General features: G+C 38.4%; 17 protein-coding genes. 6 read left to right on the plus strand and 11 right to left on the minus strand.

Annotation, left to right across the window (positions count from 1 at the left end; translation table 11 throughout):
• Positions 1 to 167: 167 nt before the first annotated feature.
• Together ACE01N_RS17725 and ACE01N_RS17730 are read right to left on the minus strand one after the other, a co-directional pair.
• The gene (locus ACE01N_RS17725; protein WP_380591902.1) at positions 168 to 818 is read right to left on the minus strand and encodes a hypothetical protein; all 651 of its coding nucleotides are present in this window, start codon (positions 816 to 818) and stop codon (positions 168 to 170) included.
• Positions 819 to 1,303: 485 nt separating this feature from the next.
• Positions 1,304 to 1,765 carry a VOC family protein gene (locus ACE01N_RS17730; RefSeq protein ID WP_380591904.1) on the minus strand — a complete coding sequence of 154 codons (462 nt, stop codon included), beginning with the start codon at positions 1,763 to 1,765 and terminating at the stop codon, positions 1,304 to 1,306.
• A 795-nt stretch (positions 1,766 to 2,560) separates the two neighbouring features.
• On the opposite strand from ACE01N_RS17730, the gene ACE01N_RS17735 reads away from it, so the two are divergent.
• Genes ACE01N_RS17735 through ACE01N_RS17745 form a run of 3 tightly spaced genes read left to right on the plus strand, consistent with a single transcriptional unit; the run spans position 2,561 to position 5,030 of the window.
• Positions 2,561 to 3,154: a hypothetical protein gene (locus tag ACE01N_RS17735; protein WP_380591906.1), complete on the plus strand. Its 594-nt coding sequence runs from the start codon at positions 2,561 to 2,563 to the stop codon at positions 3,152 to 3,154.
• A 17-nt stretch (positions 3,155 to 3,171) separates the two neighbouring features.
• The gene (locus ACE01N_RS17740; RefSeq protein WP_380591908.1) at positions 3,172 to 3,519 is read left to right on the plus strand and encodes a hypothetical protein; all 348 of its coding nucleotides are present in this window, start codon (positions 3,172 to 3,174) and stop codon (positions 3,517 to 3,519) included.
• Positions 3,519 to 5,030 carry a peptidoglycan-binding domain-containing protein gene (locus ACE01N_RS17745; RefSeq protein ID WP_380591910.1) on the plus strand — a complete coding sequence of 504 codons (1,512 nt, stop codon included), beginning with the start codon at positions 3,519 to 3,521 and terminating at the stop codon, positions 5,028 to 5,030. Before ACE01N_RS17740 ends, ACE01N_RS17745 begins: the two co-directional genes overlap by 1 nt.
• On the opposite strand, the gene ACE01N_RS17750 is transcribed toward ACE01N_RS17745, so the two are convergent.
• The 6 genes from ACE01N_RS17750 to ACE01N_RS17775 all read right to left on the minus strand — a co-directional run bounded on the left by ACE01N_RS17750 (position 5,023) and on the right by ACE01N_RS17775 (position 16,433).
• On the minus strand, positions 5,023 to 5,745 hold the full coding sequence (locus ACE01N_RS17750) for a hypothetical protein (RefSeq protein WP_380591912.1): 723 nt from the start codon (positions 5,743 to 5,745) through the stop codon (positions 5,023 to 5,025). The genes ACE01N_RS17745 and ACE01N_RS17750 overlap by 8 nt on opposite strands.
• 172 nt (positions 5,746 to 5,917) lie before the next feature.
• A complete protein-coding gene (locus ACE01N_RS17755) occupies positions 5,918 to 6,898 on the minus strand; it encodes a hypothetical protein (protein ID WP_380591914.1) in 981 nt (326 codons plus the stop codon).
• A 178-nt stretch (positions 6,899 to 7,076) separates the two neighbouring features.
• Positions 7,077 to 7,514 (minus strand): hypothetical protein, encoded by a 438-nt coding sequence (locus ACE01N_RS17760; RefSeq protein WP_380591916.1) that lies wholly within the window; start codon positions 7,512 to 7,514, stop codon positions 7,077 to 7,079.
• A 220-nt stretch (positions 7,515 to 7,734) separates the two neighbouring features.
• Positions 7,735 to 8,508 (minus strand): hypothetical protein, encoded by a 774-nt coding sequence (locus ACE01N_RS17765; RefSeq protein WP_380591918.1) that lies wholly within the window; start codon positions 8,506 to 8,508, stop codon positions 7,735 to 7,737.
• A gap of 40 nt (positions 8,509 to 8,548) precedes the next feature.
• On the minus strand, positions 8,549 to 10,882 hold the full coding sequence (gene pbpC / locus ACE01N_RS17770; RefSeq protein WP_380591920.1) for a penicillin-binding protein 1C: 2,334 nt from the start codon (positions 10,880 to 10,882) through the stop codon (positions 8,549 to 8,551).
• A 31-nt stretch (positions 10,883 to 10,913) separates the two neighbouring features.
• Positions 10,914 to 16,433 (minus strand): alpha-2-macroglobulin family protein, encoded by a 5,520-nt coding sequence (locus ACE01N_RS17775; protein WP_380591922.1) that lies wholly within the window; start codon positions 16,431 to 16,433, stop codon positions 10,914 to 10,916.
• Between the two features lie 130 nt (positions 16,434 to 16,563).
• Between ACE01N_RS17775 and ACE01N_RS17780 the strand changes: the two genes are divergently transcribed.
• The 3 genes from ACE01N_RS17780 (at position 16,564) to ACE01N_RS17790 (ending at position 23,765) form a co-directional block, all read left to right on the plus strand.
• On the plus strand, positions 16,564 to 19,152 hold the full coding sequence (locus ACE01N_RS17780) for a LamG-like jellyroll fold domain-containing protein (protein WP_380591924.1): 2,589 nt from the start codon (positions 16,564 to 16,566) through the stop codon (positions 19,150 to 19,152).
• Positions 19,153 to 19,269: 117 nt separating this feature from the next.
• Positions 19,270 to 20,109, plus strand: coding sequence for a PDDEXK family nuclease (locus tag ACE01N_RS17785; RefSeq protein WP_380591926.1), 840 nt, complete (start codon positions 19,270 to 19,272; stop codon positions 20,107 to 20,109).
• Between the two features lie 146 nt (positions 20,110 to 20,255).
• Positions 20,256 to 23,765 carry a CotH kinase family protein gene (locus ACE01N_RS17790; RefSeq protein ID WP_380591928.1) on the plus strand — a complete coding sequence of 1,170 codons (3,510 nt, stop codon included), beginning with the start codon at positions 20,256 to 20,258 and terminating at the stop codon, positions 23,763 to 23,765.
• Between the two features lie 69 nt (positions 23,766 to 23,834).
• On the opposite strand, the gene ACE01N_RS17795 is transcribed toward ACE01N_RS17790, so the two are convergent.
• The 3 genes from ACE01N_RS17795 to ACE01N_RS17805 form a co-directional block, all read right to left on the minus strand.
• Positions 23,835 to 24,785 (minus strand): aldolase catalytic domain-containing protein, encoded by a 951-nt coding sequence (locus ACE01N_RS17795; RefSeq protein WP_380591930.1) that lies wholly within the window; start codon positions 24,783 to 24,785, stop codon positions 23,835 to 23,837.
• A 17-nt stretch (positions 24,786 to 24,802) separates the two neighbouring features.
• Positions 24,803 to 25,096 carry a chorismate mutase gene (locus tag ACE01N_RS17800; RefSeq protein ID WP_380591932.1) on the minus strand — a complete coding sequence of 98 codons (294 nt, stop codon included), beginning with the start codon at positions 25,094 to 25,096 and terminating at the stop codon, positions 24,803 to 24,805.
• A gap of 70 nt (positions 25,097 to 25,166) precedes the next feature.
• Positions 25,167 to 25,751, minus strand: coding sequence for a hypothetical protein (locus tag ACE01N_RS17805; protein ID WP_380591934.1), 585 nt, complete (start codon positions 25,749 to 25,751; stop codon positions 25,167 to 25,169).
• Positions 25,752 to 25,968: the final 217 nt, after the last annotated feature.

A 25,968-nucleotide genomic window follows, 5' to 3' on the forward strand; every position in this document is an offset into this window, starting at 1 on the left:
AGGTTATGACTAAATTGGTTAACGGAACAACTGCATAACTCAGATTGAACAACACACAAATAAAAATTTATTTGCAATAGAAAAAAGGCTCCATGAGAAGCCTTTTATTTACTTTTTTACCTTTTATGAGGTATGTAATCAAATCCAGATATAGAATTTCATCTGCTCTATTGATACTTATTATTTGATATCACTTTCCCTTTTGAGTCAATTTTCATTATTGAATATCCTGCATGCTTAACAAAAACTTTCAAGCGATAAACAGGGTTAGATGGAAGATTTTCAGGTGTAATCAGAATCTCCTTTTCATGTGCTATACGAATAACATTCCCCTTGTAGGCATTTTTTACTGCCTCAACCACAACTATCGGCAGCACTGTAGAACGAGCTTTAGCAATAACGAATGCGCCATCAGCCTTAAAAATTCCGGACATACGTCCACCTTTGTAAGTAAAATTCAACTGATATTGTGTAGGTAAAGTATGAACAACAACATAGTCTTCCGGCACATAATAGTCGTAATCCAACCCGTCATCATAATAAAAAGGTTCATCACCATAGCCTTCATAATAGTCTCCGTTTCCATAATAACCATCGTTGTAATCATCCGGGAAACCGTCGAAGTTAAAATCGCCATAATACACATCACTTGACCAGTCAGTTAAATAATTGTAAGAATCATTACCAGTCCATGAATTGATAACGGCATCAGGAAAAATTTTGTTAAAGGAACTAACCACAGATGCCGGAAGTTTTTCGTTTTGTCCAAAACTCAATACGGGCACCACTAACAACAGAAAAATTGCTAACTTTTTCATTTTTTTAAAATTTTATTTGGGTCCCGAGCAAAACCTTCAAAATGACAACGGGAAAAATATCAGAACCCGTTTATATTTATCCCGAAAAAGATGAGACAAAAACCTTTAAATCCGGAACAAAGTTCTGTAACGGTCTAATTATTAATATACTTTAACTGCACTTATCCCATGCATTAACTGTCCTTAACCTCCCGTGACAGACAAAGAATAACAGGAATACGAAAACACTCAAAAAAGAACCGGCATGTATTGGCAATATTTGCAAAAATTGAAAAGTGACATAAGAAAGATAAAACAGTTAACTTCCGTGAAATTATATTTGAACAATTAACCGAAGTAGTGGTGTGGTTATGGATTTTTAGGATCTGTAATCAGTGACTTTGCAACAACAAGAAAAAATTGCTTATTGCACTATTTTTATCCTATATCTACAACAGGATTTAAGTTGGAAGAAAATTTTGCACTGTAAAAGTATAGTGATCCCGCTATTTCGTTGTGTCATCATCATCTGCGGCATTAAAAACAGGCTCCCATAATTCAATTTTATTGCCTTCCGCATCCATAATATGTATAAATTTTCCAAAGTCGTAAGTTTCAATACTGTCGATTATCGTCACTCCGTTTTCTTTAAGTTTATGCACAAGGCCTTCAATGTTCTGAACCGTATAGTTGATCATAAAATCCTTTTGGGATGGGGAAAAATATTCGTCCCCTTTTTCGAAGGGTTTCCACTGCAGAGAATTTATTTCGTCAGGCCTGTCAATGTTTCGGGATTCAAAACTTGAAGACCCCCAGTCATTTATTTCGATGCCCAGATTTTTAGTGTACCATTCCTGCGTTTTTTTCAGATCGTCCGAGTAAAAGAAAATCCCGCCGATTCCGGTAACTCTAGGGGTTGTATCTTTTGTTGAAGCAGTGTTTATCGCTTCGCTGTTTTGCTTATCCATTTTATTTATATTTTTGTTTGTTTTACCTGTATTGTTGCAACTTATTAAAATTATTGCCATTGTTATTGTTATGATTCGTCTATCCATTGAAGTTTATTGTTTTAATGCTGTGCCATGCTTTAAGCTGCCACATCATAAGTATTATTTACTGATCTCTATCTATCTTTGTCATTCCAAAAGCAAACCGGACCTTTATGATTTTTGCCTTTTAAACAGACAAGTTTTTCCGGTTCAATTTATAGATATAAAAATAATTTATTCAGGTTTTCCAGAAATTTCTTCATAATCATCGTTTTTATCATTTTCGTCATTACATCCAACACTGTACCCAAAGCGGTTTGCTTTATCAGATGCTCTGGTTACTACACATATAAATAAGAGAGATATCCGGTTAAGCGTTATAAAGAAGGGTAAAAGGAGTCATTTAAGGAATCATAAAATTACAGATATTGTAGGGAATCTGCCTAATTGTTATTAATATTTTACAAGCCGATAAACAAATGATATAATGCCATATCCAAAAGCTTAAAGATGAATAGCATCTAAATACCATATTTAATTAATATTTTCTTAATTAACATATTCTTATGAATAGTCGAACTTTGTGCGGTGCTTTACCCCACCCAACTAATATGCATACTTATGAGAAACAGTGTTGCTTACAACCTGGCAGGCTTATCTGGATATATCACCGAAGAGCAGAATAAATCTTTTTTACAGAGGAGTTATTATAACACATATGAATTCTTTTGGGTTTAGAATAAAACCAGCCATGTGAACACAAACACGAATTTTATGCAAATAACTTACGAACAGCTACAACAAATCTACCACAAGAAAGGATATATTTTTTTTGATCGCGGCTCATACAACCTGAATATATTCGGCATACGGTCAGACAATCCACTGGTGGATGAATTCAATGATTTTATCGGTTTAGCCTACCGTGATGTTTCACTCAATAAAATTGTACATCTGTTTAATGCCACAACAAAACCCGGATTATATTGGCTGAAACAAAAAACAGGAAGCGTAAACGGGACTGCCATTTTAATTCCGGGTCAGTATAAAAGTTGTTGGACACTTGGATTTCATAAAGGCTATCAGGCTTTGACCCAAAAAGCAATTGGTGTTTTCAACATATGGAGAGACAATGATATGGATGGTGACCTGGATACAAACGGACAGGTATTTTCTGACGTTACCGGACTTAACCTGCATACCACCAGTTTTAAAAACGATGTAGAAAAAGTTGGAGCTTACAGTGCAGGTTGCCAGGTTATTCAGGATGACCTTGATTTTAACATTTTTCTTGCCGTCGTCATTAAATCAAGTATGATATATGGTTCTGTGTTTTCTTACACACTTTTTGAATTGAATGATTTCTAACATTAAAACAATTTATTATGCCTTTAAAAGATGCGCTTAAAAAACTGGATGATGCCGTTAAAGATTTAACGTCATTGCACGTTCAGACCTTTACGGGTCAGATAGAAACCAATGTAGATTCCGCTACATCGTTTGATGATATTAAGAAACTTATAAATGCCGAAGCCGACAAAACAGATGGTAAAATTAAACTGGTAGCTGAATCGCTGGCACAGTTCGATGGTGATTCGTACAACTTTGTGCGTGAAGACCTGGATAATGTACCGCCGCTGGCATTAGAGGTTCATAAAAATGCCGTGAAGGCAGGTATTGAAACCCGGTTGGGATTATTGAACTTATTTAAAGATCTGATTGCAAAACCCTGATGCCGGAAGGGTTGCCTCCATATAACCATGATGCACTGCCTGATGATCCTGTTGACAGGCTTGGTGCATTTGAAGCCATTTTAAACGATGCATCAAAAAACGGACTGGTCAACGATGTTCCGTCGAATGAAGAGGAAACATATACGCTGGAAAGTCAGCGGATAAGATTAAAGACAATTGCATCACGGTTATATTTGCTTGGATATTTAAAACGCAAGGTTAAAGCAAAACAGCTTCATAAGCATATTGATGACATAAAAGAAGCCGTACTGTGGTTCCAAAAAGATGCCAACCTGAAGCAGGACAACTGGGTAGGAAATAAAACCTGGAGCGCTTTGGATCAGCTGGTAAGTTTTGAATCTGAAATTATTCCGGAACAGTGGTTCAAAGATGGAAAGATAAGGGAAGAAACAAGATCGGCGGTTCACAGGGCCGTTCAGTTACGGTTATGGAGTCTGGGACTATATCGTGATAAACCACGTCAAAAATTCAATCTGCTTAATCAGACAAGTCTAAAGAATTTCAACCAGATTCTGCATATCTTTTTAATCAGGGCCGAAAATTATACGGCCAATCTGGATGAAGAAACCATGAATATTTTGTTTAACCAGGATTTGTTAACAGATACAATTATAAAGCGCTCGTCACTGAAAAAAAATTCCTTCCTGCTACGTTTGCCTGATAAAAACAAAGAACAGTCCCGTTCACTTGCTCAAAGTTTTATCGTGAATTGTGCAAAAATAGAACTGTGGTTGCTGGGTTACTCCGTAAAAATTGATGGTATCAATAATTTCGCCATCAGTACCGACAGCGATATTTATGAAGCCATAAAAAAATACTATATCGATTTTGAAGAAATGTCGGTGAATGAAGCTTCCGATAAAGCTAAAAACATTACCCCCGTGCTCTTTAAAAATATGGTAAATATTGATACCGATACTGGCAATCGGAACATTAGTGAAGTAGTTCAGGAGATCGCGGAACATCTGAAGACTCCTTCTGCCATTGAAGAAGCCTGGGATTACATTAAAAGGAAAGGAACACGTTTATTTGATGGACTGAAACGCATATGGAGATGGATCCTGAAAAAAGGGAAACAGGTGGTATCTTTTGTTAAAGAGAATATTTTTGTAGGTTTTTTCCGGTATGCCTCCAAAGCCTTTAAGATTATTAAAAAAGGATTTACGGTAGTTATCAATTCTGTACAAACTTACGTGAATGGGTATTTAAAAAGTCCGAATATAGTATATAAGTTTTCAAAAGATATGGACTCCACCGTCATTATCCGTTCTGAGATAACCCCCGAACAAACAGAGGCATCATTGCTTATGATCAATAATTACAACCGCTGCTTTAACTTATCATGTAAAATTATTTCACTCTCATTAAACATATTTATCAGCGCTGTAACAGGCATAGCCGGCTGGATGAGACTCCTGTATAGTTTACTGATCAGTTATAAAGATATAAGGATGATCTACGAAGAATTAAAAACGGTAACTATTAGTTAAGACCTGAATCTATTAAACTTTCCAGTTTATTTTTATTACAATCGGTGATAATAAAAGATTGATAATAATAAATAGGCTTAGAATTCTTATCAGTCCAAGGATTATCAATGTAGTTAAGAATGAAGTTTGTTAATCTTAATTCTAAATATGGTTCTCGTTTTATTTTATCAGATATTTCATAAACTCTAAATCTTTCCTGATATAAATCAATGCGTTGACCATTTGCATCAATACCGTCCTCAAACGGATATTTAAATCCTCCAATTTCAATTTTTCCATCATTGTCAATGTCAGCGAAAATAAAAGCAGTCGAGGTTTCTGTTAATCCGATAAATTTAAATTTATCTAATTCACGTTTTATAATTAAGTAAGAATTAATCGAAGGTCTGTTGTCAACTTTAAATACATATAGATCGTTGAAGATTAAACAAATACCTTTATCAAATACATCAATCTCAGGTGTCAATCCATCACTCTCCTTAAATTCATAAATCAGTTTATTATTTCGATAAATTTTAATTGTCCCAAAATATTCCCGTTTATCAGTCAAAACGATGGAGTCTCCATTTATTTTTTGAAACACATTTAATCCGAACGAAACTTGGAGAGAATCAACATAATCAGCAATTGGAACTGTCAATTCACCTGTAAAATCAGTCTGACTGAAAATTGTAATTGGGATTAGAACTGATATCAGAATGAGATATTTTTTCATCGTTGTATGGTTCTTTTTTTTTAATGCATGCCAACGTTCCCGCGGTATGGTGTCGTGGCAGTTTCTGTCCAAGGGGAAAGGAACTGTCATGGTAAAAGCAGCTGACCGCGAAAGTTGAACTATTTTATTTAAAGTACTGCTATGCACTATGACTGCTCGTTAGGGCAAGTATTTATTTAAGTTTTAATTCAAATATAAATTCATCTGCTTGTTTAAAAATTAATTCTCTTATTAAAGCGATTAAAATTGATATTGCGAAATCTAAGTAGTCATTATATTCTTTATCAAAAGAATCAAAGTCGCTATAATAGCTAGGAAAAATATCTATATCCCCATGTACCAATCTTGAACGATAATCATACAGCTTTTGCAATTTCTTTTTATATTCTTTGGGCTCCCCTAGTATTAAGATTGATTTGTCTTTAATTTGTTTAGTGATTCCTTGGTTTCCCTCTGCTAATAATGATTCAATGCCTAACATTACCCAAAATAAATCGCTAGTGTTATTAAATTTTATATCACCAATTAACTGAGAAAAAGCATTAATTGCTTTATGAGCTTTGTTTACACTCATTTGGTTTGGATGAACCTCATATTTATGAAACCAATTGATAGTCTCAATTAATTTTATATTTCTGATCAATGGCCATTTTATTCTTTCTGAATGTTCGTAGGCATACATATCTGAGCATACAACAATTTTAGTTCTTCCAATATATTCATTTTCATTTGAATATATTAACCCGGGTAAAAAGTCAATATTAGTGGAATACGTTAAATTAACAAGCAAACTTAATCTAGTTAATATATCATCAACGAAATAGTTGGTATATTCACCCAAAGAGGCTTCATCTTTGATCGTTAAATCAATAATTAAATATTCATTTATCCATTCTGAGTTGAAAAATGAATGCTTCTTAGTATACATTTGAATAATTTCAGGCTCTGAATTTTCATTAATATTTCCTTCTAATATATTGAATTTGATGTTCTTAATCACAGGTTTTTCATTTTTATCAGAAATCATTTTAATATCAATGAGTGTAATTAATTTTGAATTATTAGAAAATTTTGCAATATCAGAAATAAACAATTCATAACTTGAATAAGCACTCTCATAGTCAGATCCTCTTAATGGAATAGTAATTCTCATAGCTTAAAATTGCATGAACTTTCTGTCTTGTAATATTCACCCTAACGGGAAACTATATGTTGTCGTAGCGGATTACGGGTAATCGCCTGTCTGGCATGGGCTGAGACAAATAGTCAATAATCCGGGTTAGCATGACCCATAAACCACTATACAATAAATAAAGTGTTACCAGTAGTTATTATTTTTGTTTCCAGTTTTGTGAAATTTTAATTGTATCGATTATTTGTTTTGTTTTTTCAAAATCAATAGTATCAGCGCTAATAGTATTTATTAATTTTTGTTTCAATTCTTCTTCTGAATGTATATCATTACCAATCCAGAAATTGTTATTTACATTAAGGTTTTCAATAGTTATAACAATTCCAGCATCTGAATCTTTTTCTTTTTCTGATCGAATTGTTTCTGAATATATCATCCATAAAAACGAGGCTATACCTAAAATTGAGCTAACCTTTCCAATAATTTTCCAATCAAAGGCTGCTGAATATACCATTCCCGGAGAAGGAGAAAGACTATATATTTGGCAATCCGGAAGGTATTTTTTCATTTTATCCAATAATTCCTCATTTGAAATATTGGGGAAATTAGCAACTGCTCCTGAAATGATTATGTCCATAGTTGCAAAACTTTAATTACCTATAAAAAGTAAATACCTAATTTTTCCGTTTATCCGTCCCTCGTGAAAGATAAAGCCGAAGTTTATTATTTTGCACACAGGTGGCCTTTTCGGTTTAATTAGCTTTTATAAAAGTACCTAATTCATTATTAAGAAACAACAGGTAATTCATATGCAAATATTAAGCCTGTTAGTATTCTTATTAATCCAGAGATCTATTCTACTGCATGTTTTCCTCAATTATCATTTTAGCATAAAACCGACTTCTTTTACGAGTCTTTTTATTATACACCTGATAGATGAATAAAAGCTCATCATGCGATATAAAATACACATTGCTTAAACTCCAGAAATAATCTTTATTATCAGATTCCGGAAAATAGATCATAAGCTCCTTTAGACTTCCTTCGGATATATCATAAATCCTGAATATTCCGGAAGCATAAGCAAAATCGTCCCAGGCATATGTCAATAGTCTTTGTTTCCGGGGATCAAATGCAATATTTGCATATAATGACTGGTTGTTCATCTCACCTGTACTGTCATTTAGCAATACATAATTTGAAGCCTCATAATAAGATCCGGTCAATAAATGAGAATGAATTTCAGGAATATAATCCGCATACCTGTAACTTCTAAATTCAAGATTGTAAATGTCTTTGGGATAGTAGTTTCGTATAGTATCAGCTTTTCCGGTTCGTAACATGATGACCAGTGTTGAATCATCTAATCGTTTTGCACTCTCATTAAAACTTTCAGTTAATTTATGGGAGTCACTAGAAGGGAAATAATGCAACCCTTTTACCCTTTCAACATAAACATCCCTGCTAACCGGTTGAATAAAAAGCTTATAATTACTCTTTACTAATGTATCACTGAATGCTGTATCAGCCTGTGGATATTTTAAAGCTGCATTTCCAGTATTCAATTGTGCATAAGTATTACTGACTGAGACTATACTTAGAATAACAATCAAACAAAATAACTTTTTCATATCTAATTCAAATTGAAGAATTTCGGTTTTATCAGAATTTTCATTCTTTTTCATTCATCACTTCCACCCTTATTTTATCTTCGTTGCCAGCCAGGTCGCAAATGGTAATAACGTGTACACCTTTATCCATTTGAATGGCCATCTGGTGGTTGTACCTGGTTGAGCCAAGGTATGCTTCGTCCAGAAACCATCGCATTTCAGCATTTTTCTCTTCGTGTGCTGCCTCAAAGACCACCGGGTTGCGTTTACCATCAAAATCGACCGGTAAATATAATTTTTGTGATTTATTGGGATAGGTAAAACTTAACAACCTTGTTTCGCCACAACCCGGCATTACAGGTGGTAGATCCCTGTAGTTACTGTCCTTCCTTCTGTAATAGACACTAAATTTTGGAGGCACCACAAACCATCTTTTATGAATCATACGATTGGGGTCATAGCAGGATGAATTTACACGGTATTGTCCATCAGCCGTTAAATGAATGGTCCTATGGTATTCACACACGGACGTATAATTGGCTTTTGCCGGAACGATGATGGTATCAGCAAAGTCACAATCCGGCGACATCAGTTCCCCACTTTGGCTGCACACCGGATAATAGGTCAGATCGTCCCAGGGCGTATTAAAAAAGCCGCCGTCTTCATTAAGCTGTTCAAAAAGTCGAAACATCACTGGCGCCGCTTTACTGGTTCCTGTCAGACCCGGCATGCCCTGTCCGTCGGCATTGCCGACCCAGACAGCTACCAGGTGATGTGCTGTTACACCAACCGCCCAGGCATCCCTGAATCCAAAACTTGTTCCCGTTTTCCATGCAATGCGCTGCTTAGAGGTAAAATAATGCCAACCGGCTTCTTCATCTGGCCGTGTAAGGTTTGTTATTTTATCCAGGGTAATCCAGGCGCCTCCGGGCGTTATTTCCGGCACAGATGCGACTTTGTGCTTGTCCTGCCCCATTAACAGCCGCGGTTCAAAAATATCAAACGTACGCCCTTCACCATTCAGCATATTTCCCATGGAAGCATACGCCCGAGAAAGTTCCCACAGCGTCACCTCTCCTCCACCCAGAATCATGGAAAGTCCGTAATGATCCGGAGACCGGTTAAATGTACTGAACTGAAAAGACTGCAAAAGATCATAAAATCCGGGAATACCGTATTCCTTCAACAGCATCACAAAGGGAATATTCAGAGAACGGACAAGCGCTTCACCTGCGGGTACCAAACCATCGTATTTTTTATTGAAGTTTTCAGGAGTAAAACCGTTCAGGTATGTTGGCACATCGGGCAGCAACATATCAGGTAGAATGGTTCCGTCACAGATAGATGCCGCATACAAAAATGGTTTCAGTATACTTCCCGAACTTCTGGGCGCCATAATCACATCCACGTCACCACCGTTTATCCTGTCAGGATCGGCACAGTTGCCCACATAAGCTTTCACACTGTAATCATCCAGATCCATCACCAGGGCTGCCACGTTATTGATGCCCTGCTGTTTATAGGCAGCTGCAAAATCATTTACAATCTGCACCGATCTTTTCTGCAGTGATCCGGAAAGCGTTGTTTTGAACCGGCCCCTGTCATGTTCGGCAATCAAACGGTTCATCAGATGCGGGGCCCAGGCTGCCACAGCTCCGGGAGGATCAGGTAACGTCTCCAGCAGCGCCAGTTCCTGTGTTGTTTTATCGAAGTAACCTGCTTCAAAAAGTCTGGTGAGTAAACGGTTACGTTTGTCTTTCAGTAACACCGAATTTTTACCGGGATAAATAAGTGACGGGGCATTGGGAAGTACAGCCAGTGTGGCTGCTTCGGCCCATGACAACTCATATGGCGATCGTTGAAAGTAGCGCCATGAAGCCGCTTCAAGACCAACAGTATTTCCGCCGAACGGGGCATTGGTGGCATAAAGCTTTAAGATGTCGTCTTTGGTGTCAAACATCTCCAGCTTAACTGCCATCAGCATCTCAACGCCCTTTTGCCAAAGATTACGTGATTTTCCATTCCTTGACATACGGGCAATCTGCATGGTAATGGTGCTGCCACCGCTTACTACATGACCGGCTTTGATATTTTGGGTCAATGCCCTAAATACAGCCAGGGGATTAACGCCAAAATGGGAATAAAAATGCTGGTCCTCAAAAGTGATCAGGGCTTTTTTAAAATGGTCCGGAACAGAATCCAGCGGTTCAAATCGCCACTGCTCATCCGAACTGACCGCAGCATTCAGGAAATCGCCTTCTTCTGACAGGATCAGTGTGGCATAATCTGTTGTGAAACGGGGCAAAGGCGTGATGAGCATTACCAGTGTGACAGCCAATACCATCACGTATAATGTCATCCAGCCTTTTCTCCTGTATCGTTTCCTTTTAATCATCTGTCATTGCCGTCCCCTCAAAACCTGCACCCTAACGGACTACTTTCACTTGTTTGCTGGCCGTCCGGGCATAATATTTATCGCTGTACATGGCTTCTGCCACAGTTGCCGGCATATAATACCTGCCTTCGTAGGCTGCATTCAGAAGCACTTCAAAAGTCATCTGTCTCTGCCGCCGCAAATTGAAGAACATGTAAATCCTGTCGTCCCTGATATCCATATAATCCGGTTGATCCGAACTCAGCTTATAGCCTTCACCGTATAACCTGGTGTTGATGATCTCCCATCCTGACGGGAAGATCTGCCTTAAGGCCACATTCTCGATATCGCTTGACCTGGACCAACCTGTGTAACGAACCGTATATATCATTTTAAAGTCCGTGCCCTGTACAATGGACTCAGGATTTAATGTATTTCCGGCCATATCTGTGAACCGGACCTTCAGATCAATATTCTCACTTACAGGCTCACGCTTGTCAATGATGGGAAGGCCAACTGATCTGGCTGTGACAAACAGCACATTCTTACTGTTGTTTTTTATGGTGATCACAGAATCCTTGTCACTATCCCATTCCACCAGTTTAATCAACTCTTCGGTCTTCACCGTTTCTTTCGATTTTCCTTTAACCTGGTAAGTTGCATTCATCGGGTCATCTTCCGCCATAACCAGTGATTTGGCTTCAGCTACAGACATTAACATCCATGCTGTGGTTTGTGTGCTCAGCCAATGGTTTGGACTGGATAACACTTCAGAGAATTCCTTGATGATCCGCGCCGATTCCTGCTTTTTACCAAGCTGAACCAACGTCTCCAGTAACATGGCATAATCGCGCCATTTTGAACCGTATGTTTCAGACATATCTTCATAATCGGCTATTGCCAGTTTATTCATGTCCACCAGGTCTTCTGCCACATCCTTTTTACCGATCAGGGCATAAGCAGCGGCCAGTCTCCATTTCACCTTATCGTTCAGGCCGGTTTTCTGACGTAGCCGGTTCATACCACTGATATCAGGTTTTCCTGCCAGTGCAAGTACATATAACCTGTACGACTGTGTATAATCGTAATAATAATAATCGTAGGTTCTGGACCATTCCACCACTTTAGTTCCAAGGTATTCCAGCGCTTTGTCTTTCATTCCGTAAGGAATCTGGTAGCCCTGCTTTTCAGCTTCCAGAATAAAATGAGTAGCATATACCGATCCCCAGTTTGAAGCAGTTTTATGTCCCGGCCAGTAGGAGAATCCTCCGTCAGGCAACTGGAATTGCATTAGCCGGTTCAGACCTGTAATAATATTATGATGCATCTGATCAGCCATCTGAGCATCTGGTTGAATCAGCTTATTGATGTACAGCTGCGGGAAGACCGAGGATGTGGTCTGTTCAATACAACCGTAAGGATACCTGATCAGGTAATCAAGACGCCCTTTTAGGTTCAACGGTGGCATGGACGAGAATTCGAGGCTGATAGAATTTGTTCCAGGCATACCAGGCAAATCGAGCAGTACCTGCTGTTCTTTCCCCTGATCCAGAACCAGATCTTTAGCCTGCTTCAACGGCAGGTTTGGGTTCCGAACCTTGATATTTATCTCATAGTCTGCCTTTCCTTTCGTGGTTTCAACAACGATCTTAACAGTTCCGATGCCCACTTTATCCGCAACAGCGAGATCAAACTTCACATTATACTCTCCGGTCTCCTTAACCTCTATAGCTTTCGTGGTCTCACCAATAGTAAACATATCATTCACGCTTACCGTCACTTTCGCATCTTTGATCGTTTCATCCATAATGAACGCAGACACAGGCAGACTCACTTTTTCTCCCGGTGAAAGCACACGCGGAAGGGTTGCCAGCACCATTACAGGTTTTTTCACCGGCATAACTTCATCGGCTGATCCGTACCTGTCACCGCTTCCGGCTACAACCATTGCTTTTACAGAACCGATGTATTTAGGCATCCTGAATTTCAGCACGGCCTCTTCACCCTGTTTCAGTTGGAGTGGTCCGGAATACATAACTACCGGTTTGAACCTGTTATCATCTTTCTTATCCTTGTTGTCTAATTCATCACCACCGCCAATGCCAAACACCTTCTCTATTTTACCACCGAACGCTCCGGATACATAATCGAACATATCCCACATTTTAACCAGCAAAGCCTGACGTTGATAAAATGCACTGTGAATATCCGGTGTTTTAAAGTTGGTAATATCCAACAGACCTTCATCCACAATAGCCAGCGTGTACGTCATTGGTTTTCCGCTTTTCTCCTTAATTTTCACAGAGAACTGCTGTTCCGGCTCAACTGATTCAGGCAGTGTGATTTCAGGTTCAAGTTTCTTTTCAGGATCCGTCACAAATACCGGGATAACGCCATACATGCGGATTGGATTTTCATTGACCGTTTTCTCATATGGTTGAATCAGTGCTATATTGATATATGCATTGGGTGCCATATCGGATGATGCAACCAAACTGAATTCTCCTCCGTTATCGCCTACCTCTACCCAGAAATTTTGAAGGATACGTGTTCCTGTTTCTACACTTACCAGTGCTCTTGCCCCTTTTTCACCCGGGAACTGAACTTTGATGGTTTCTCCCTTGGTGTATTTGGCTTTATCGGTATTAAACGCCAGTCGTGTTGCACCTCCTGCACCTTCATTGCTCTTACGCCATGGCCAGTCAAAATAAGCAATCTGTCCGGTACTGTGGCCATTCGGATCGATTACACGGATCAGATAGCGGCCCCATTCACGTTCACCCAGTTTAAGGTTAAACATGCCCTTTCCGTCCTTCGTATAGAGTGACTTGGAAATCACCGGTCTGTGGTATGTATTTTGAATATAATAGGCCAGATTCTGATTATTGGAATGCCACCACCAGGACCACTCCAGCCTGTAAACCTCTACATCAAGTTTTGATACATCCACAGGATTACCATGTACATCAACAGAAGCAACCTCCACATGATACTCTGTTCCTGAATTATAATGCCAGCTGTTCTTTGGTTTTTCCGGCATCTTCATCCCGATGTATGTCTTAAACGGAGAATAGTCCTTTGAGGTTTGCACAATACTAAACTCTCCACCCGGTTCAAAAGCCTTGGTTGTAAAAACAGCTTTTAAAAGAGATGGCGCATACCTGGTTGAGATTTTTTTCAGCGTAAACTCTGCTTTCCCCTGGCTGTCCGTCTGACCTTCAAACACTGTTTCTTCCTTCATATCCAGTTCCACAGCCGGATCACTAAACACAAATCCGGGAAGCTTATCAAACCTCATTTTCTGAGGACGGAACATAACATCTGTCTTTACTTTCAGGTTTTTACCCACAGCACCATGTAGCCAGGCGACATCCAGTTTGCCAACATTTGCCTTGGTTCCGTCAAGAATATCATCCTCAAAGTTCAGCTTAACTTTTAAGCGGTTAGGTTTAATGGTTTCAATCTTTATGGTCTTTGTGAATTTAGCACCACCTATATGGATAGCAGCCAGCCAGTTTCCGGTTGGATCACTATCCTCTGTTTTCAGCTTAAAAGTATAGAATTTACCCACAGGCTGTGTATTGACAACTTTCTTTACCAGCTTGTTATCCGGATTATAAAAATACAGTGTTGCCGGCTGATTTTCAGGAAGCGGATTATCTGTATCCTTAATCACCATGGCCAGGTGAATGGTATCTCCGGGCCTCCACACGCCACGTTCACCATAAATAAAGGCATTTATTCCTTTGGCTGCAATTACTCCACCTACATCAAAACTGGAATAGGACAGCGCTGTTCCGTCATCCACACGCAGGTATGTTTTTTCGTTTCCCCGCTGAGCCAGAGCAAGCCATGGCATACCATCAAGCTCAAATTCAGCCATGCCATCCGAATTTGTTTCCTTTTTACTCATCAACTGATTCTGGTGGTTATAGAAAGAAACCGAAATCCCGGACAAGGGCGATGCATCAATCAGATTAGTAACAAATGCACGGTAGCCTTGCTGACCATTTGTTTTGACCAGAATTCCCAGGTTAGATGCAATCACATTACGGTAAACCCACTTGTTCTGATAATATGACATATCACACGGGTTGTCCCGTTCCCGCCATCTGTATTCACCGTCATATGAATAATAAGGCCAGTACTGACCTTTATCAAACCTTTCATAATCCTGATCCACAGGTTCAGGTGCTTCGACTTCGGCAGCTTCTTCAGTTGCAGTCTCGGTTGAACTGCTACATGGATAAGTTGAATATTCTTTTCTGAACCTGAATTCTATCCTGTAAATGGCCCCGGGTTCCGTTTGAATTAATTCTTTAAGATTCAGCGAGTAATTATTCCATGAACCTTCATCCACAACGATATCTTCTGTGAGATTAATTTTCTTTTTCAGAATTAACCGTCCGAAATGCGCCAGGTCATCGTCGCCATTCAACTGGTTTCGCTGTAAAAAATAGGGTACATTTTCTTCAAAAATCTTAATGATATACAAATCAACAGCTGACAGATTCACTGCCTGAAAGGGAACGATGCAGTCCTCATTACCGGAAGGAATAATAACACCTGACTGAGGAAATCTGACATTGGGTTTTATCGCTTCAAAACTTACGGTTATCAGTTCATCTTTTTTAAGATGATAGTTCAACTCATTCAACAGATCGCCTGAAACATTTAAGGTTTTGGTACCTGTTATGCGGTGAGCCGGATATAACCGGACCACATTATTCTCTTTTTTAACTTTTACATTTACAACACCTTCCAGTCTCACCAAACCTGATATATCCTGATCCTGATTCAAAGGATCAGAGAATTCCACTACCAGGCATTGTGCCGGTTCCTGTTCCACTCTTGTTTTCAGCAATTTAAAATTATTCAATCCGGGAATTTCAATATCAAGCTTATCTTCTTTGTCCAGATTCAGCGGATCGCCATTGACCAAAACCTGAAAATCAGTATTATCTTCTTTCCTCGGAATACTGTCTACATAAAACAAGTGCTTCTCAGGACTGACGTGTAACCACTGTAATTTACTATTCAGATCCTTATCGCTTAAAGAAATGACATTTTCAACCACATCATTCTTTTCTGCATCAGCCAGCAGAACAGTACCTTCCATCCGGTATGCCAGTCCCTGCGACTGCAGACCTCCGATTCTTACCGAAAAGTCCTGCTTTTTGGTTTTAAAATCAAAACGTACTGTCTTATTGTTAGGATCAACATCAGGAAAGAGTTTATCCACATTAACTGATGCGGTGTACTCTTTATTAAAATCAAGCCAGGTTTCCGGTTTAAATGCAATAGTCCGGCTGTCAAACCAGTAAGCTGTCCCTTTTACGGAAGGTACCAGTTTTATGACATCCTCTTTAACTTCTTCTCCCTGACGGGCAGTTGGCACATCTTGTGTAAAACGGACAGTTATCTCCGCAGTTCTAGAAATAGTCCCTTTGGTATACGATTCAACATATTGCTGAAAAACAGCACTTTTTTCATTGGTTACAGGTTTCTTTTTGGAACATGAAATGACTGATAAAACTAGGATCAGTGCAAAGATTATCCCGGTATACTTCATGGCAATTTTTTTAATAGTTTTAACGGACTAATGTAATAAAAAAAGCAAAGTGTTAAAAATTATATATCATTTTTAAAAAATTACTTAACTTAGCAATCTGTTTGAGAATTATTCAATTAACCGTAGTGCTATGAAAACAAAATTACTTTTATTACTGGTTGTTTTATATCAGATTTCTTTTGGTCAGGTAAACCTGGACAGTGGATTAGTTGTATATTATCCATTTAATGGGAATGCCAATGATTCGAGCATTTATCATAATAATGGAACAGTTTATGGTGCCAGCATAACAGATGACAGATTCGGAAATGAAAACAGCGCTTACTATTTTGACGGAATAGATGATTTTATTGAAATTTCGCCAATTACAAACCTTGACAGTGTTTGTGATTTTTCAATTTCTGTTTGGTTCAGATTAGCAGACTGGGAAATACAGCCAAGTGATAACTGGAAATCTTTAGTTGACCTACCTTACATTTTTGACGGACATGCAAAGTCTTCTGTTGACATCTCAGATATTATTACTGATGGATTTAATATTTCTTTGGGCTTGGACGAAAGCTACAAATCATATGTTTTGACTTCAACAAAAGATCTGGATGGAAATGTTTTTATTTCACAATTATCCCCTGGGACAGCGTTATTAGATCAATGGTGTCATTGTGTGTTTATCCGGGAAGGAGATACAACGCGTAGTTACATTAACGGGAAATTAATTTCAGAAGATCTTAATGATGGCGTTTCTCTGAATATGAACCACCCATTATATATCGGCACTTTTGCGGGAAATAATAAAAATTATAATAGTTTTAACTATAACTTCAACGGTAAAATAGATGATGTACGGGTTTATTCCCGCGCTTTAAACTATGATGAAATAGACAGTTTATATGATAAATACGACCAGATAAATAATACTGAAGAAGGACTTATTGCTTATTATCCATTAGACTCCACGTTTAATGACATGAGTGGCAATGGTTTTGACGCAGAAAATCATGGTGTAACGTTTGGATCAGACTTATTTGGCAAAAACAATGCCGCCGCTTATTTCGAAAATGCTGCTTACCTTGTAGTGCCCCATGATAATAAACTGAATTTCGGCACCGAAAATTTCAGTATTTCACTTTGGGTAAAAAGCAATTCAGATGCAAGACAAATGATTTGCCAGAAAGGAGGAATTAATGAATACGATGATCCCCAGTACTGGATAAGGCTAAATGATCAACAAGGCACTGCGTCTTTTACAACCGGAAACGGAACCAGAAATTCTATTATAACAACCTGCAAAAATAATATTGCAGATAATGAATGGCATCATATCGTAGCGGTAAGAATGGATAGTTTACATCAACTGTTTGTCGATAATCATCCTGTTGCCCAAACAATAGCAGCTCCGCAAAACACTGATAATGATCAGGACTTAAAATTCGGACTTCAAAAATTATACTATGGAGATATTAATCCGTTTTCAGGTTATTTGGATGAAATCAAAATATTCAGTAAAGCACTATCTGAAAATAACATTAGCGATTTATATAATGAGCATATTCCACCGGTTAAACTTGATAGTGGTTTAGTTGCTTACTATCCTTTTGACGGAAATGCATATGATTACAGTGGTAACAATTTGCACGCGGATGTTAACGGCCCGGAGTTAGCTTACGACAGATTTGGTAATACAAACAACGCGTATAGTTTTGATGGAATTAATGATTATATGGTCGTAAAGGATACTGATTTGTTAAATCCGAATGAAATAAGTATTTGCTTATGGTATAAACCTGATTATTTTGTTGGCATTGGAAATAACAGCCTTATAGATAAAGGACATTATTCCGATACAACACCACAATATCATGTTGGTGTCTCAGGTGATTACAAAGATTATTCACGTTACAGATTTGCTTGTGATATAAATACCAAAAATGCCAGAACCGGAAACCGGAGCGAAAATTATATATGGGAACCTGGTAAATGGTATTTTATCTCAATGACTTTTGATGGTGAAACCTGTAAATTATATGTAAATGATGAGTTAATAGATACCAAACTTAATATTGGGATATTAAATGCATTTACTCATGATCTCTATATTGGCAAATCCGGCGACCGGGAAGACAATGTACCCGGTGTCATTGATGATATAAGAATCTACAGCAGAGCCATATCCTATCAAGAAATGCAGGAGCTCTATTCAGAAGTGATTTGTAAAGAACGAAATGTTATTGATACAGCCATATATTATGTCTCATCCAAAGAATTTGAAGCGGTTTCACCCCAAACATATTACAAGGGTATTGATACCCTAATAAGCATATATGGTTGCGATAGTATAGTAACACAGTACGAAAAATACATTTTTGATCCAAATTATTGTACAGAATCAGTTACAGACTCTGTATCTGTTACTGATACACTGATTATAGATGTCACCTTTACCAACAATCAGGAAGAAGATATGACAAACAGAATTTTAATCTATCCAAATCCAACAAGGGATATGGTGACCATAAATACAGGAAGTTATTACAATCAGATATCCGGGCATAAAATCTTGATAACAGACGTAACTGGAAGAGTGGTATTTGAATCCTATATCAGCGAGCCAATTTACCAGATAAACATAGATGAATTTGGTGATCCTGGTATGTATCTGATTCAGATTATGAATTCTGCAAATCATGTCACAGATACCAGAAAACTGATTCTTGAATGACGGTAATGCTAAAACATTATTTCCCCGCTTTTATAAGGCGGGGATTTTTGTTTCCTTTTTACTCTTTCATATTACATAATATGAGCTATATTTATAGTTGCCTTTAAATATATCTAAATGAATCCGCATAATATCAGCATAAAAAAGGCGTCGGGCGAGGAAGAATTTTTTCATGTTGAGAAGCTCAAAAAATCCTTGCATAACGCAGGAGCATCCGATGCTACAATCGAAAATATCGCAAAGGAAATCTCTGACTACATCTTTCCGGGAATTACAACCCGGCAAATATATCAACGCGCTTTTGCACTGTTAAGAAGAGAACGGTCAGCCGCCTCTGTCCGGTACAAACTGAAAAAAGCCATCTTTGAACTGGGCCCGTCGGGTTATCCGTTTGAGGATCTTATCGGACAGATTTTTGCGCGTCAGGGGTACGAAACAGAGGTTGGAATTGTTGTAGATGGCAGTTGTGTAACGCACGAAATGGATGTGATTGCAACCAAAGGAGGAACGCAACATCTGATGGAATGTAAGTATCACAAGGATCAGGGGAAACAGGTCAGCATACAGGTGCCTCTTTATGTGAGATCAAGAGTAGATGACATCATCAAAAAGCGTGAAACGTTACAGGCATACAGCGGATTAACATTTCAGGGCTGGGTAGTGACAAACACCCGTTTTTCTTCGGATTCAATCCAATATGGTAAATGCAGTGGGTTAAATCTTCTTGCATGGGATTATCCTTATGGCAACAGTCTGAAAGAGTTAATTGAGCGTTTAAAAATTTATCCGGTTACAATTCTGCATAATCTGACATTAAAAGAGAAACAACTTTTGCTTGAGAAAGATATCGTTACATGTGAGCAGCTCAACCATCAAATTGATATTTTATCAGACCTTGATCTGACAAAAACAAAATACAGGCTGGTTTTAAAAGAACTAACAGATCTGGGATTTTAACTTGACATTTGGACATCCCTATGTTTTACAACATAAAAAGCTGATAAACAACGATTAATTAATGAGTAATTACCCCCTATTAATGTTATCTATTTGTAATAATTATTACATTTGTTAGCTTGTTATATGTTTTAAGGTAAAAATTAATGGTGCTTGTTCGTTCTTTATTCACAGGTTTATTATCTGTTGTTTTGGTACAGGTTTGTCTGTCACAGCAGATTATTATTAACGAGGTCATGTCTTCTAATCAGCAGTATCTGAGAGATGAGGATGGAGATACACCCGACTGGCTGGAAATATGGAATAACAGTAACGAAGTTGTCGATCTCGCCGATTATAGTGTTTCTGATGACATGGATACATCGAAAGCCTGGCACTTCCCTGCTTTTTCATTGTCACCTGATCAGTATTTACTTGTTTTTGCATCCGGAAAAGACAAAAAAGATGCACCTCAATACTGGGAAACAATCATTAAACAAGGTGATGCCTGGAAATATATCATACCCTCTTCAGAGATAAATTCAGATTGGCGAGGAAATAGTTACGATGATGCAGCATGGTCGGATGGAACAAGTGGGATAGGTTATGGTGACAATGACGATAATACAACGGTACCCGCTTCAACCATATCTGTTTTCATGCGCAAATCATTTACAATTAAGGATAAAAATCTGGTACAGAAGGCTATATTACACATGGATTATGATGATGCCTTCGTCGCTTATCTGAATGGCAATGAAATTGCCAGGGCCAATATAACTTCTTCTGGCCCGCCTGCTTACAACGCGTTTGCAGACAACTCCAGTCATGAAGCTTTGATGTATACAGGAGGAAATCCCAATGAATTTCCATTAGAAAACATTCAGGACTTATTGATTGACGGTGAAAATGTGTTGGCCATTCAGGTACACAATGCAGGAACCAACAGCTCCGATTTAACCGCTATACCTTTTTTATCCTTAGGTTTCACTGCTCCTGTTTCGGGTTCAGTAGAAGACTTTGTGGATCTTCCGCAGTCAAAATTTCATACCGATTTCAGTATCTCTTCTTCGGGAGAAAGCCTGTACCTGTTTAAAAACAATATTCTGGAAGACTCCATTCAGGTACTGGCCCTGCCTACAAATATATCCTATGGCAGGAATTCTGTTTATACTGATGTTTTTAACTATTTTCCTGATCCAACACCGGAAGCAAAAAACACAACTCAGGGTTATACGTCATTGACAGGTGGTGTGACATTTTCTGCAAAAGGAGGTATATTTTATAACAGTTTGTCACTCTCATTAAGTTCGGACAACGCAAGTGATCATATTTATTACACGACAGATTACACAGAACCTACCAAATCGAGTACACCATACACCGGCCCTATCAGTATCAGTTCAACTATGGCTATACGTGCGGCTGTAATAAACGATGGTGGTATGCCAGGGCCTGTTTGTACAGAGACTTATTTATTCAATATACAACATGACCTGCCTGTTATTTCTCTGGTATCGGAGCCGGATAACTTCTTTGGCTATGAAACAGGCATCTATGTTGAAGGACCAGGACATACATCAAGTGGCGAGAACTGTGATAACGGTCAAAACTGGTGGCAGGACTGGGAACGTCAGGTTAATGTAAGTATGATTTTACCCAGCGGACAACAAGCGTTCTCCCAGGATGCCGGTGTCAAGATTTTTGGAGGATGCAGCCGTAATTTCGCGCAAAAATCCCTTAGCCTGCGATTCAGAAGCAGGTATGGTAAAGAGGGTTTAGATTACAAAGTGTTTGATGAGCTCAACACTGATAAGTTCTATAGTCTCAATCTGCGAAGTTCGGGTAACGACTGGAATCAAACCATGATGAAAGATGCATATGCGAGTCGCTTTTTCCCTGATGAAATTGACAAACAGGCCTATCAGCCTGCTGTTGTTTATATTAACGGCGAATATTGGGGCATTCACAATATCAGGGAACGATTTGACGAATACTATTATGCCACCCACTACGATATTGATCCTACTACGGTAAATATCATGCAGTTTCATGTTAACTGGCTTATAAATCTTGTACAGGGTGATGACCAACACTACCTTGATCTTATGGACTTTATAGAAGATAATGATCTTACGGTACCGGAGAACTATACCCATATTCAACAACAGATGGATGTTGAAAATTTTGCATTATACGAAGCCTGTAATATTGCTGTTAAAAACACAGACTGGCCCGGAAATAATGTAAAGTATTGGCAAAGTTTTGATTATGATACCAAATGGCGTTGGATGACCTTTGATCTTGATTTTGGCTTCAGTGACGTCAATCACAATACACTTACGTTTGCTATGGCCGATAATAACACCGGATGGCCCAATCCGGCATTGTCAACTTACCTTCTCAGAAGGATGAATACCAACGAAGATTTTCAACATGTGTTTATCAATGCATTTGCTGATGTTATCAACACATTGTGGCAATCAGACTATTATTTACCCATCTTCAATAAAATGAAAAGCGCTATTAGCAGTGAGATACCTGCTCACATGTTGCGTTGGAATGGTGATTCCAATGGATGGTCATCAAGAGTAGACGGACTCAAAAATTTTAGTTCACAACGCCCTAATGTGGTTAAAAACTTCGTGCGTAATTATTATGATATCGATGGGATGTACGGCCTGACCCTAACGGTTAATGATGCCGAAATGGGCGACATAAAAGTCAATACAGTTGACCTTGGGAAATACGGCTATCCCTGGAACGGTGATTATTTTAATGATGTGCCGGTGCGGCTGGTAGCAAGACCCAAAAAGGGATATAGTTTCAAATACTGGTCAGGATCTGTTTCATCTACAAAAGATACAGTCTTTGTTACCGCCAATAAATCATCAACGGTTAAGGCGGTCTTTAAAGCCGATCCTTCTTATAAAGAAATCATCATTATTAACGAAGTGTTTTATAAAAATGTAAATGCTCCAACACCGGAAGATTGGGTTGAAATTTATAATAAAGGTGATAATGCCGTTGATCTCTCAAACTGGATTTTAAAAGACGATGATGATGATCATGTATTTATTCTCCCCGAGGGCACTGCGATTGAAGCTAAGGGTTATCTTGTCATATGCCGCAATGCGAGAGCAGTAGCTGATTACTACGGATATGCAATTTCAAAAACCGGTGATTTTGACTTTGGATTTGCTAACGAAGGGGATTGCGTGAGACTTTATAATCAGAAGGAGATACTGGTAGATTCTTTGGCCTATAGTAACCCTGATCCGGATAATAACGGCGCCTTCTCCTATCAGCGTATTGAAAAAAATGATACTGCAGAATGGTTCATGACCGATAATTATGGTACACCCGGCAAAGAGAATGTTTACTGGGGAACACCTGTCGCACATCCTGTTGCCGAAGAAAGTGTATTACTGACAACATATCCAAATCCGTTCCGGGATCAACTTAGCCTGACATTTGAGATCAGCGAAAGAACATTTGTTTCCATAAGTCTTCTCGGACAGGATGGTAAATACATACGGCAGATTGAAGACGGAACATTCAATTCCGGGTCATACACCATAAACTGGAAAGAAGGAGCTGATCTGCCTAAGGGAATGTACATGGTAATAATTAAAACGAATAAGCAGGTAAAAACAGAGAAAGTCATTAAACTTTAAAACCATATACGGTGCAATAAAAAGCCGCCTGAATTTATCAGGCGGCTTTTTACTATACTGAGAATTCTTCTACTCCAGCAATTCATAGTCGTGCATGGATTTCATGAACTTCACAAAATCATTTTTCTCTTCTGAATCCATCCATGCCATTGCACTTCGGGGATGCTCATTCATTGCTCCGGTAATGAGATAAGGAATATGATAACCCCAGTCAATTTTTTCCTGCCAGGGCAGTACCTGTTCCTGTATTGCTTTTAACAACGGAAGTAACCTGTACTTCGGATTTTTAAGGAATGCTATCAGAATTTCAACCGGACAGTTGCCTGCTCCACGTCCCATACCCAGCAAGGTAGCATCAAGATAGGTTGCTCCATCCATTAATGCGGATATGGTATTTGACATGGCCAGTTGCATGTTATTGTGTGCATGAATTCCAATTTCTTTATCCGGCAACATGTCCTTGTATTTTTTCATCAAATGAAGTACGGTTTCACTATACATACTTCCAAAACTATCCACCAGATAAAATACCGGAACTCTTGATTTGGCAACATCTGATAATGCCTCTTCCAGATCCCGTTCATTGACCTTTGATACAGCCATGAGGTTTATGGTTGTTTCATATCCTTTGTCCATACAATGATGAGCCAGTTCTATGGCCTTATCCATTTGGTGCACATAACAGGCTATACGCATCATATCGATAACACTGTCTGCCCGGTTAGGAATGTCTTTAGGATCAATACGCCCAATATCGGCCATTGCTGATATTTTCAGGTTAGTCTCATTATTTCCCATAATGCGTCGCAAATCGCTGTCTGCACAGAATTTCCACGGGCCTACTTCATCACGACTGAATGCGAATTCGCTGCTGATATAACCAATCTCCATATAATCAACACCTGCTTCCACACAGGCATCGTAAACGCCCTTTACAAACTCATCGGAGAACTGCCATTTATTCATGAGGCCACCATCACGAACGGTACAGTCCACTACTTTAATATCCTTTTTATACATGATTTTCGCTTTGATAATTATCGCTTATTAAAAAGATTTAATTCTTTGCTTATGTTATGTTCAACCAGAAATTTATATACGTTTTCTATCATATCCGGAGAAAGTTTGTTTTGTTCTGCCCACACTCTGCGTTGAGCAAAAAGTATTTTCTGACGATCTTCCGCTACAATTTCTTCCTGATTATTTTTAAACCGGACAATCTCCTCAACACATTTTTGTCTTTTTGAAAGCAATTCAATAATGGCAAAGTCGATTTCATCAATGATTGACCGTACTTCCTGAATGGATGTACAATTTGCAGGATTCTTCATAATTAAAATTAATATCCCTGCAAAAATAACAATCTATAACAAACCAGGGCGGTTTGCTTGCAATTTAAAATCATTTTTTATTAGCATCCCTGCTATTCATTCTGATGCCGAATTTTAATGCAAGGTGGTTCATCCTGTAGCTTTGATCTGCGCCAAACTGCGGGAAGCGAATCATGCTGTATTCCACCTTTATGAATGGCTGTATTCGTTCCGGCTTAGTGTAATTAAATCCAAACTCAAACTGGGTCTGATGGCCGAATATACTACCTTCTGTACCTTCCTGTCGCAATTGATTAAGCAAAAGACCGTAACCAATAAAAGGAATAAAATCTCTGTCCTTTCCCAGCTCGTGTCTTACCGTCCATCCGTACGAAAGAATTCTCAGATCCTTTTCATCTTCCTGTCCCATAAGCCAGCTGTAACCTAAAGGAACTGTTATATAAGCCGCTTTTTTCTTATGAAATCCCGAAAGTTGCCAGGCATAGTCCAGTAAAAAATGTCCACCGTTTGACCCGGAATTTTCAAATCCGTTATCAAACGTATAAATATAGCCTGCTTCGATGGTATATTGCTTCGGGACCTTTTCCATTTGCGCATTCATCGAAAAGACTGCCAGAAAAAGTAACAGCGATAGAAGTAATGTTTTTAGTTTCATCCTTATTCTTTTAAAATGACCCGATGAAAATAGTAAAGATTTTTTGATACACGCATGAATAAGAATTTAATATTGGTATTTGTATGCAATTCAGGTAGATCAGCAATGATCCATTATCTCTGTTCACCTAAAAAAACAGGTTATTCGGCTACTTTTTATTTTTTTCTGAAATTTTTTTAGAGACTTTTACAACCCTAAACAATTTTTAGTGTCTATA

This window comes from Quyinboa ferrireducens (genome assembly GCF_042436675.1).
Lineage (GTDB): Bacteria > Bacteroidota > Bacteroidia > Bacteroidales > UBA5342 > JBHJHP01.